This window comes from Novosphingobium resinovorum, from assembly GCF_036352595.1.
Classification (GTDB): Bacteria; Pseudomonadota; Alphaproteobacteria; order Sphingomonadales; family Sphingomonadaceae; genus Novosphingobium; species Novosphingobium resinovorum_B.
This window is the reverse complement of the sequence record NZ_JAZFAX010000071.1, coordinates 1-9396: the sequence shown is the minus strand read 5'-3', so window position 1 is coordinate 9396 and position 9396 is coordinate 1. Positions and strand designations below refer to the sequence as shown.

The window sequence follows — 9396 nt, the reverse complement described above, 5'->3', positions numbered from 1 at the left end:
ACCCGCTTGATACTCCTCGATCCAACCGGCCGGCAGTGCGGCCAGACAGTTGGATGTGGGCGAGAATGCAGGAAAATCGCAATGTTCTGATCGTGGGCGGCGGCATGGGCGGGATGGCCTGCGCGCTGGCTCTCCATGGCGCGGGGCTCTCGCCCGAGATCGTCGAGATCGATCCCGCGTGGAACGCGCTCGGGGCCGGCCTCACGCTCAATGGCGGGGCGCTGCGGGCTTTCGCCAGCCTCGGGTTGCTCGACGCGGTCAAGGCGGCGGGGTTCGCCTCGGTCGGGCCGGTGCGCGCCTGCGATGCGCAGGGCAACGTTCTCAGCGAAGGGCCGACCGCGCCGATCTTCGGCCCCGGCATTCCCAACATGGGCGGCATCCTGCGCCCGCGCCTGCACGAAGTGATGCGCAGCGCGGTGGAAGCGGCAGGAATCGCGGTTCGCACCGGCGTTTCCATCACCGCGTTCGAAGAGCGCGAGGACTCCGTGCGCGCCACCGGCAGCGACGGTCTGGCCGGGGACTATCGCTTCGTCGTCGGCGCCGACGGTCTGTTCTCGGCGACCCGCGCGCTGATCTTTCCCGATGCGCCCAGGCCGCGCTTCACCGGACAGGGCTGCTGGCGCGCGGTGGTGCCGCGCCCGGCCGACGTCACCGCAACCTGGGTCTATTCGGGCGAGGGCTGCAAGGCCGGGTTCAACCCGATCTCGCAGGATCTGATGTACGTCTACCTGCTCGAATCCGCGCCGGGTAATCCGTGGATCGACCAGGCCGACTGGCTCGAACTGCTGCGCGCGCGGCTCTTGCGCTTCGGCGGCCATGTCAAGGCGATCGCCGAGGGGCTGAATGCGGAATCGCTCATCAACTACCGGCCGCTGGAAGTGGTGCTGCTCTCGCCCCCCTGGCACAAGGGGCGGGTGCTGCTGGTCGGCGACGCCGTCCACGCGACCACGCCGCATGTCGGCTACGGCGCGGGCATGGCGATCGAGGACGCGGCGGTGCTGGGCGAACTGGCGGGCGGGATCGAGGATGTCGAAACCCTCTTCACGACGTTCACCGCGCGCCGCTATGAACGGTGCAGGACGATCCTGGAAGGGTCGGTCGCGATCGGCGAACTGGAGATGGCCGAGGCTCCGGTGGCCGAGCAGCGGGCGCTGAGCGCGCGGATTTCGCGGCTGATCCAGGAACCGATCTGAAGTGGACGGGAAAGGCGCGGATTTGGCGATGGACGCAGGAAGTCAGGAAATCTGGTTCCATCACCTGGGCGTCAGCGTGCGCGACATGGACGGTTCGATCGACTGGTGGCAGCGCATGCTCGGCTTCACGCTGGAGCGGCGCTACCGGCTGGAATCGATCCCGGCCGAGATCGCCATGCTGGCGAACGGGGCGCTCCACGTCGAACTGCTGTGCCGTCCAGATGTGAAGCCCGCCGATCCCGAGCGGCGGGTGCCGGACGACGATTTGCGCACCTGCGGCAACAAGCACATCGCGCTTTCGGTCCGCGATGTGCGGGCGATGGTGGAAGTGCTGCGCGGCAAGGGCGTGGACGTGGTCTGGGTGAAGGATCTGCCGAACGGCCGCTCGGCCAGCTTCATCCGCGACCATGAGGGCAACCTGATCGAACTGGTGCAGTTCCCCAGGGTGGCAGAGCCGGTCGCGGTGGTGCCGCGCTAATCGGGCAGTTCGAAGCACGTGGGCGAGGGGGTGCGCGCCACGTTCAGCACCATCGCCAGCATCGCGTAGTAGCCGCAGATGCCGGTCAGTTCCATCACCCCGCGCTCGCCCAGCAGCGCGAGGGCCCGGGCGTAGAGCGCGTCGTCCACCCCGTGCTGACGGTGCACGGCAAGGCAGAAGTCGTGGACGACGGCCTCGTCCTCCTGCACCGCCGTGGCGGGGCCCCCTTCCAGCAGCGCCGCGATGGCCGCGCGCGATACGCCGGCCTTGCGGGCGAGGGGGGCGTGGACGTGCCATTCGTAAGGCTGGCTCCAGTGGCGCGCGGTGACGATGATCGCCCATTCGCGCAGCCGCTCCGGGATCGAGCACTGGTAGCGCAGGAACTCGCCCAGCTTCTGCACGCGGTCCATGAACAGAGGGCTGCGCATCATCGGCACGAAGGGGCCGCGCACCTCGCCGCGCGGGCTGGCGATCAGCGCCTCGGCGGCGGAGCGCTGCTCGGCATCGTAATCGGCGGGATACTGCCTTGGCAGGCGGTCGGGGCCGACAGGTGGGCTGAGCGGCGGACAAGTGGTGGACATGCTCTCTCCCTTATTTCACTTTCCGGCTAATATCCTATTGTGAGCCGGGGCCAAGCACCGCTAGGGCTGTATATCGGCTATGAGGACGAGCATGGACAACGAAGACGAGCCGGTGGAACCGAAGGCGCCCGCGCGCAGCCGGGGGCGTCCGCGCGCCGGTGCCGAGGGGGATGCGCCCGATGCCGGGGTGGGGCGCGATGCGCTGATCGATGCGACGATCGACCTGCTCAAGACCAGCCCGCCGTCGAAGATCACGCCGGTGGTGGTGGCGCGCCATACCGGGGTGCATCCCTCGCTGATCCGCTACTACTTCAAGACCCGCGCGGCGCTGCTGGTGGCGGTGGCGGAGCGGGTGACGCAGCGCTTTGCCCAGGAAGTCGACGCCGCCGCGCAGGACGCCGCGAGCACCCCGGAAAGCCGCCTCTGCGCACGGATCGGGGCACTGATCGACCTCAACGCCTCCTACCCGTTCTTCCACCAGCTGATCGTCTCGGAGATCGCCATGTCGGACGATCCGGCGGCGCACGAGATGATCGCCAAGTTCACCAATCGCGGGCAGGCGGCCTATGGCCAGATCCTGCGTGCGGGGCTGGCGGACGGCAGTTTCCGGGGCATGGACCCGGGGCTGCTCTATGTGGCGGCGATCGGGATGTCGGAGTTCTTCGTCTCCGCCCGCCGCCAGCTGGAAATCGCGCAAGGCGTGGCGATCGACGAGGACGAGATGCGCGCGGCCTACAAGGCCTTCGTCTGCGATCTCGTCCTCAACGGGGTGATGAAGAAGGATTAATCCGGCACCGCCATGGGCCGGAACACCCCGCGCCCGGCGGCGGGGAACCAGGGTTCCTGCTCCAGCCGCGCGCGCCATGCGGTGGAGCGGGCGAAGGCGCGCTCGGGCGAGGCCATCACCGTGATGTCGCGCAGTTCGTGGAATGCCAGGCTCGTCCAGCGCGGGCCGCCGTGGTGCGAGAGCACGCGGTAGCGGCGCGCGCGTAGCCAGCCATCGGCCTTCATGAGCAGGCCGATGTGCTCCTCGTCGTACCAGCGATCGACTTCGGCGGTGCGATCGGGCGGCACGTCGAAGGCGACCATCATGATGATTCCAAAAGGTTCCGCGCTCGGCCCGCTGTCGCTGACCTGCTCCAGCTGGTACTGCGCGACCCCCGGAATTCCCGCCAGCGCCGCCGCATTCGCCGCGCCGTGCGTGAGCAGCACCGCCTCGGCCGGACCTTCCGCCGAGAGCATCCGCCAGCCCGGCGCGGGTGCTGCGAACAGTCGCGCCATGCCGTCATCGGGCGCGCCGCCGGGCAGGGCATGGAGGGCGAATGCCGCGTCAGCCATGGGCGACGTCCGCTTCGGGCTTGTTGCGCTTCACCGCCTCGTGGTTGGTCGAGCCTTCGCCCATGTAGACGCCGCGCTCCCACTCGCGTTTCAGGGGGTCGTGGACCTTGACCTCGAAGGCGCCGATGCCGTGGATTTCGATCTTCAGCGTCTCGCCGTCCTGCACGAAGCCGAGGCCCTCGTGGTTGGTGCCGCAGGCGACGACGTCGCCGCTGTTCATGGTCATGATCGTGGTCACGAACGCGACGATCTCGGGCACCGGATGCTCCATGTCGTCGGTCATGTAGTTGTGGCGCAGCTGCCCGTCGTTCCAGAACTGCACCCACAAGTCATTGGGATCATTGATTTCATCCGCCGTGACGATGCAGGGGCCAAGCGGTGCGAAGGTGTCGAAGCTCTTGCCCATCCACGAGTTGTTGCGCCAGGTCCGCCGCCCGCTTTCGCGCGCGGTGATGTCCATGAAGCAGGTGTAGCCGAACACCGCATCGCGCCAGTTTTCCTGCGTGACCCGCTTCGACGGGCCCTTGAAGACGAGCGCCAGTTCGGCCTCGTGCATGAAGGCGTAAGGCTCTGTGAAATCGGGCAGTTCCACGGTGTCGCCGGGCCCGATCACGGCGTCGGCGTTCTTGAGGAACATGTTGAGCGGGCGCGCCTCGCGCTGGGCGTGCTCCCAGTAATTGGCGAGGCAGTTGGCGATCTTGCCGGGGCGCGGCAGCGGCGGCAGCAGGCGCACGGCGTCCAGCGGCAGGGCCGGACCGCTGCGCGCCAGTTCCTCCAGCGCGGGTTTCAGCGAATCGTAGCGGTCGATGAGGTCGGTCATCACCCGCTGCGCATCGGCGGCACTCAGCGGCACCCAAGCGGGGTCTAACGACACCGAGGATGCATCGACGACGCCGGAATCGGTCAGAATCCCCGGCTTCGCAGCCCATCGCGATGGCGCATCCGACGCCGTGAACAGGACTAGTTTCAAGCGATCCTCCCTCGATTGCGGCCGGGCCTCACCCGGCATCTGATATTTAGCGCATATGAGAATTACGATCGGCGGGTCAATTGACAATTATCGAAGGCGCTAATATTTCGATCTCACCAAGCGGCCGCAGCCGCATCCAGCAAAAGACAGAGGATCTGATGGCCGAGACTCCCGCATATCGAAGCGTGTCCTTGTTGATCGACGGCGTCTGGTCGCCCGCGCAGAGCGGCGCGACGCTGCCGGTGGTCAACCCCGGCACCGGCGAGACGATCGGCACCGTGGCGCACGCCGGGATCGTCGATCTCGACCGCGCGCTGGCGGCGGCGGAGAAGGGCCTTGCCACCTGGCGCAAGGTGGCGCCGCTGGGCCGCGCCAAGGTGCTGAACGGCGCCGCCCGCCTGCTGCGCGAGCGTGCGGAGGACATCGCCGTGCAGATGGTGCTCGAACAGGGCAAGATGATCGGCGAGGCGCGCGGCGAGGTGGAGCGCGCGGCGGAAGCCTGCGACTGGATGGCGGGCGAGACGCAGCGCATCTACGGCCGCGTCATCCCCGGCCGTGCGGGCAACATCACCAACCTTGTGCTGCGCGAGCCGGTGGGCGTGGTCGCGGCGTTCACGCCGTGGAATTTCCCGGTCAACCAGATCGTGCGCAAGGTCGCGGGCGCGCTGGCGGCGGGCTGTTCGCTCGTGGTCAAGGGGCCGGAGGAAGCGCCGGGCTCCTGCGCCGAACTGGTGCGCGCCTTCGTCGATGCGGGGGCGCCGGCAGGCTCGGTCAACCTCGTCTACGGCACGCCTGCCGAGATTTCCGAGTACCTCGTGCCGCACCCGGTGGTGCGCAAGATCAGCTTCACCGGATCGACCGTGGTGGGCAAGCACCTTGCCGCGCTGGCCGGGGCGCACATGAAGCTGACGACGATGGAACTGGGCGGCCACGCGCCGGTGCTGGTCTTCGCCGATACCGACCCGGTCGCCGCCGCCAAGGCGCTGGCGGGCAACAAGTTCCGCAACGCCGGACAGAGCTGCGTCAATCCCACCCGCTTCCTGGTGGAAGGTGACGGCTTCGAACCCTTCGTCGAGGCTTTCGTGGAAGCGGCCGCGGCGCTCAGGCCCGGCACCGGGCTCGATCCCGCCACCACCACCGGCCCGCTCGCCAACGTTCGCCGGGTGGAGGCGATGGAGCGCCTGACCGCGGACGCGCTGGCGAAGGGCGCGATCTTGCGCACCGGCGGCAAGCGCATCGGCAACGCGGGCTTCTTCTTCGAGCCGACCGTGTTCACCGATGTTCCCACCGATGCGGCGCTGATGAACGAGGAGCCGTTCGGTCCGATCGCGATGATAAACCGCTTCGACAGCCGCGCCGAAGTCTACGCCGAGGCGAACCGGCTGAACTACGGGCTGGCGGCTTATGCCTTCACCACGTCTTCGCAGACCGCGAAGGAGGTCATGGAGAACGTCGAGAGCGCGATGATCTCGTTCAACCACTTCGGGCTCGGCCATCCCGAGACGCCGTTCGGGGGCATGAAGGATTCGGGCTACGGCTTCGAGGGCGGGTCGGAGGCGATCGAGCCTTATCTGCAGACGCGCTTCATGACGATGGCGGACCTTTGATCGCAGGGCCGCGCGCTGGATTGCCGCGGACATCGCAGTGAAGAAGCAGGGGTTACCCCCACCCCTTCGTCATTGCGAGCGAAGCGAAGCAATCCAGGGCGGAGCAGATCGCTCTGGATTGCTTCGACCCTGACGGGCCTCGCAATGACGAAGTGAAGCCCGACCACAGATAACCGGGAGAGACCAATGGCAGGCCGCCTTGAAGGCAAGATCGCGCTCGTGACGGGCATCGGCGCAGGCATCGGGCAGGGCATCGCCCTGCGCTTCGCCCGCGAAGGCGCAACCGTGATCGGCTGCGACATTTCGGAACAGTGGGCCGAGGCCACGGTGGCGCAGGCGCGCGAGGAGGGTCTTGCGCTCTCCAGCCTGCACCCGATCGACCTCACCAAGCCCGCCGACGTGCAGCGCTATGTCGACCACGCAGGCGCGGTGCACGGGCGCATCGACATTCTCGTCAACGCCGCCGCCATCGCCCCGCACATGACCCCGGTGGCGCAGATGGACTACGAGCGCGAATGGATGCCGACGATGGTGGGCGAGGTCGATCTGGTGTTCCTTGCCGTCAAGGCGGCCTGGCCGTGGATGACGAAGGTGGGCGGCGGTTCGATCGTCAACTTCGCCTCGGTCAACGCGTTTCGCGGCTCCACCAATACCGGCATGGTCGCGCATTGTGCGGGCAAGGCGGCGGTCATGGCGATGAGCCGCCAGATCGCGGTGGAGGGCGGGCCGCACGGCATCCGCTGCAACACCATCGCGCCGGGCATGGTGCAGACCGCCGCCACGGCAGCGGCCGGCACCAGCACCGGCGAGATCGCCGAGCGCATCAAGGCGCGCCTGCTCATCAAGCGGCTCGGCGTGCCCGAGGACATCGCCAATGCCGCGCTGTTCCTCGCCTCCGACGAGTCCACCTGGATCACCGGCACCAACCTGTCGGTCGACGGCGGCGTCACTGCGGTCTGAGGCGATGACGCTGACCCCGCTTCCTCCCCCGCATCCCGCGCCGCATGGGGCGAGCGGGTGGACGGTGCCCGCCGGGGCCTGCGATGCGCATTGTCATATCTTCGGACCGCAGGATCGCTTTCCCTACCTGCCCGGCCGCGCCTACCAACCGGCCGAGACGCCGCTGGAGCGCTACCGGGAGATGGCGGGTGCGCTGGGGCTGGCGCGGGCGGTGTTCGTGCAGCCCGCCGTCTACGGCACCGACCATGCGGCGATGCTCGATGCACTGGAGCGCGGGGAAGGGGCCTATGCGGGCGTCGGGATCATCGACGCTTCGGTGCGTGACGCCGACCTCGCGCGCATGCACGCGGCGGGCTTTCGGGGTGCGCGGTTCAACTATGTCGGCCACCTCGGCGCGCGACCTTCGCGGGGCGATGTGCTTGCGGTGATGGACCGGGTGGCGCCGCTCGGCTGGCATCTGGTGTTCCATGTCGATGCCGGGGCGCTGGCGGACGAGGCGGGGTTCCTTGCCGAGTTGCCGTGCCCGCTGGTGATCGATCACATGGCGCGGCTCGATGCGGCGGCGGGCGTGCAGCAACCGGGTTTTGCGGCGCTGCTCGAACTGGCCGCGCTCCCGCATGTCTGGACCAAGATTTCCGCCGCCGACCGGATGAGTGCCGACCTCTCGGACGCCGTGCCGTTCATGGCGGCGCTGGCCGCTGCGGCGCCTTCGCGGACCCTGTGGGGCACCGACTGGCCCCATCCCAACAGCCGCTGGATGCCCGACGACGGCGACCTGCTCGACCTCCTCGCCCGCGCGGTGCCGGGCGAGGCGGCGCGCACCGCGATCCTCGTCGACAATCCCGCGCGGCTTTACGCCTTCACCTGAATTCGGAGAGTATCATGCCCAGAGAAGCAAGGCGCGTCGTCACCGGCCACGATGAGAACGGCAAGTCCATCGTCCTGTCCGACGCCGCCCCGCCCAACATCCGCGATCGCGGGACGGGCGTGGACTTCATCGAGATATGGAACACGCCCAGCGTTCCCGCGATCGTCACTGCCACCGAGCCCGAGCCGACCGACGGCCCGCTGATCACGCCGCCACCGGCAGGCGGCACCAAGATCCGCTTCAACGACTTCTTCCCCGGCCACATCGACAAGCTGCCCCCGCGCGCGGACGGGCGGCACAAGATGATGCACCGCACGAAGTCGATCGACTACGGCATCGTGCTGGAAGGCGAGATCTGGATGATCCTCGACGATTCCGAAGTGCTGCTGACGCCCGGCACCGTCGTCGTCCAGCGCGGCACCGACCATGCCTGGGAAAACCGCTCCGACCAGGTGTGCCGCATGGCCTTCATCCTGATCTCGGGCGAGTTCGACGAGGCCTTGCGCGCCACGCTGCCACAGCATCTCGAAATCCGCACCGGCGCCGTCTTCAACGACGCGCCGAACACATAATCCACGAGAGGACCGATCCCATGAGCTTCCCCCGCACGCCCGGCAATTTCTACCGCATGCCGATCTTCTTCGGCCCCAATCCGTGCCCGCGCTGGACGCCCGAAGGCGTGCCGCAGGACTTCGCGCGCGAACCCGTGCGGACCACGCTGGGCACCCGCTACCGCACCGATGCCGCCGCGCTTCAGGCGGTGCTGCCCGAGGGGTTCTCGGTCTGGGGCGATCCGGTGGTGACGCTGGAGGCGATCTACATGACCGGCTTTTCGTGGCTGGCGGGCGGCGGCTACAACATGTTCGACGTCAAGATCCCGGTGGTCTACGCCTCGAAGACCGAGGGCGACGTCCACGGCACGATGCTGATGGCGCGCTGGGAAAGCCTGGCCGACCCGATCCTGACGGGCCGCGAGGAACTGGGCCACAACAAGCTGTTCTGCGATATCCCGCCGATCAGCGACTTCAACGGCCGTCACCACGCCAGCATGTCGTGGCGCGGCTATTCCTTCGCGAAGCTGTGGGCGGATGATCTGGTCGAGGCCGAACCGCCCAAGGGCAACCCGCAGAACCGCGGCCTGCTATCGTGGAAGTACATGCCCGCCACCCCGCGCCCGGGCAAAAAGTGGGGCGAGGAGTTCGACGCCAACTACGCCACGCTGACCCCGCCGGCGTGGAGCGGGGTGAAGACCACGCGCTACCTTGCGGGCAAGGGCGGCATCGAATGGGCCGCGCCAAGCTTCGAGGATCTGCCGACGCAGTACACCATCGTCAATGGCTTCGCCTCGTTCCCGGTGCTGGAGAGCCTGGGCGGCTATGTCTTCGACATGGTCGGCGGCGC

11 protein-coding genes are annotated in these 9396 nt (G+C 68.1%); 8 read left to right on the top strand and 3 right to left on the bottom strand.

Features of this window, described 5'->3' with window-relative positions; translation table 11 throughout:
* The first annotated feature begins 65 nt into the window (after nucleotides 1-65).
* On the top strand, nucleotides 66-1193 hold the full coding sequence (locus tag V2S85_RS26355; protein ID WP_330705755.1) for an FAD-dependent monooxygenase: 1128 nt from the start codon (nucleotides 66-68) through the stop codon (nucleotides 1191-1193).
* Nucleotides 1194-1221: 28 nt separating this feature from the next.
* Entirely contained in the window at nucleotides 1222-1671 is a 450-nt protein-coding gene (locus V2S85_RS26350) for a VOC family protein (protein WP_330705754.1), read from the top strand.
* Here the strand turns inward: V2S85_RS26350 and V2S85_RS26345 are convergent.
* On the bottom strand, nucleotides 1668-2252 hold the full coding sequence (locus V2S85_RS26345; protein ID WP_330705753.1) for a carboxymuconolactone decarboxylase family protein: 585 nt from the start codon (nucleotides 2250-2252) through the stop codon (nucleotides 1668-1670). The genes V2S85_RS26350 and V2S85_RS26345 overlap by 4 nt on opposite strands.
* Before the next feature lie 91 nt (nucleotides 2253-2343).
* Between V2S85_RS26345 and V2S85_RS26340 the strand changes: the two genes are divergently transcribed.
* Nucleotides 2344-3039: a hypothetical protein gene (locus V2S85_RS26340; protein ID WP_330705752.1), complete on the top strand. Its 696-nt coding sequence runs from the start codon at nucleotides 2344-2346 to the stop codon at nucleotides 3037-3039.
* On the opposite strand, the gene V2S85_RS26335 is transcribed toward V2S85_RS26340, so the two are convergent.
* Nucleotides 3036-3590: a hypothetical protein gene (locus V2S85_RS26335; RefSeq protein ID WP_330705751.1), complete on the bottom strand. Its 555-nt coding sequence runs from the start codon at nucleotides 3588-3590 to the stop codon at nucleotides 3036-3038. The genes V2S85_RS26340 and V2S85_RS26335 overlap by 4 nt on opposite strands.
* On the bottom strand, nucleotides 3583-4560 hold the full coding sequence (locus V2S85_RS26330) for a fumarylacetoacetate hydrolase family protein (protein ID WP_330705750.1): 978 nt from the start codon (nucleotides 4558-4560) through the stop codon (nucleotides 3583-3585). Before V2S85_RS26330 ends, V2S85_RS26335 begins: the two co-directional genes overlap by 8 nt.
* A gap of 158 nt (nucleotides 4561-4718) precedes the next feature.
* Between V2S85_RS26330 and V2S85_RS26325 the strand changes: the two genes are divergently transcribed.
* The 5 genes from V2S85_RS26325 to V2S85_RS26305 all read left to right on the top strand — a co-directional run.
* Nucleotides 4719-6167, top strand: coding sequence for an NAD-dependent succinate-semialdehyde dehydrogenase (locus V2S85_RS26325; protein WP_330705749.1), 1449 nt, complete (start codon nucleotides 4719-4721; stop codon nucleotides 6165-6167).
* A 186-nt stretch (nucleotides 6168-6353) separates the two neighbouring features.
* The gene (locus V2S85_RS26320; RefSeq protein WP_330705748.1) at nucleotides 6354-7127 is read left to right on the top strand and encodes an SDR family NAD(P)-dependent oxidoreductase; all 774 of its coding nucleotides are present in this window, start codon (nucleotides 6354-6356) and stop codon (nucleotides 7125-7127) included.
* A gap of 4 nt (nucleotides 7128-7131) precedes the next feature.
* Nucleotides 7132-7995, top strand: a complete 864-nt coding sequence (locus tag V2S85_RS26315; RefSeq protein ID WP_330705747.1) for an amidohydrolase family protein — start codon at nucleotides 7132-7134, stop codon at nucleotides 7993-7995.
* 14 nt (nucleotides 7996-8009) lie between these two features.
* Entirely contained in the window at nucleotides 8010-8567 is a 558-nt protein-coding gene (locus V2S85_RS26310; protein ID WP_330705746.1) for a cupin domain-containing protein, read from the top strand.
* A gap of 20 nt (nucleotides 8568-8587) precedes the next feature.
* Nucleotides 8588-9396: acetoacetate decarboxylase family protein (locus tag V2S85_RS26305; protein ID WP_330705745.1), on the top strand; the 809-nt coding region annotated here is incomplete at its 3' end.

What these genes read in the sequence shown, in the direction of transcription:
- V2S85_RS26355 (WP_330705755.1), top strand. Translation starts at nt 66, where the DNA reads ATGCAGGAAAATCGCAATGTTCTGATCGTGGGCGGCGGCATGGGCGGG.
- V2S85_RS26350 (WP_330705754.1), top strand. Translation starts at nt 1,222, where the DNA reads ATGGACGCAGGAAGTCAGGAAATCTGGTTCCATCACCTGGGCGTCAGC.
- V2S85_RS26345 (WP_330705753.1), bottom strand. Translation starts at nt 2,252, where the DNA reads ATGTCCACCACTTGTCCGCCGCTCAGCCCACCTGTCGGCCCCGACCGC.
- V2S85_RS26340 (WP_330705752.1), top strand. Translation starts at nt 2,344, where the DNA reads ATGGACAACGAAGACGAGCCGGTGGAACCGAAGGCGCCCGCGCGCAGC.
- V2S85_RS26335 (WP_330705751.1), bottom strand. Translation starts at nt 3,590, where the DNA reads ATGGCTGACGCGGCATTCGCCCTCCATGCCCTGCCCGGCGGCGCGCCC.
- V2S85_RS26325 (WP_330705749.1), top strand. Translation starts at nt 4,719, where the DNA reads ATGGCCGAGACTCCCGCATATCGAAGCGTGTCCTTGTTGATCGACGGC.
- V2S85_RS26320 (WP_330705748.1), top strand. Translation starts at nt 6,354, where the DNA reads ATGGCAGGCCGCCTTGAAGGCAAGATCGCGCTCGTGACGGGCATCGGC.
- V2S85_RS26315 (WP_330705747.1), top strand. Translation starts at nt 7,132, where the DNA reads ATGACGCTGACCCCGCTTCCTCCCCCGCATCCCGCGCCGCATGGGGCG.
- V2S85_RS26310 (WP_330705746.1), top strand. Translation starts at nt 8,010, where the DNA reads ATGCCCAGAGAAGCAAGGCGCGTCGTCACCGGCCACGATGAGAACGGC.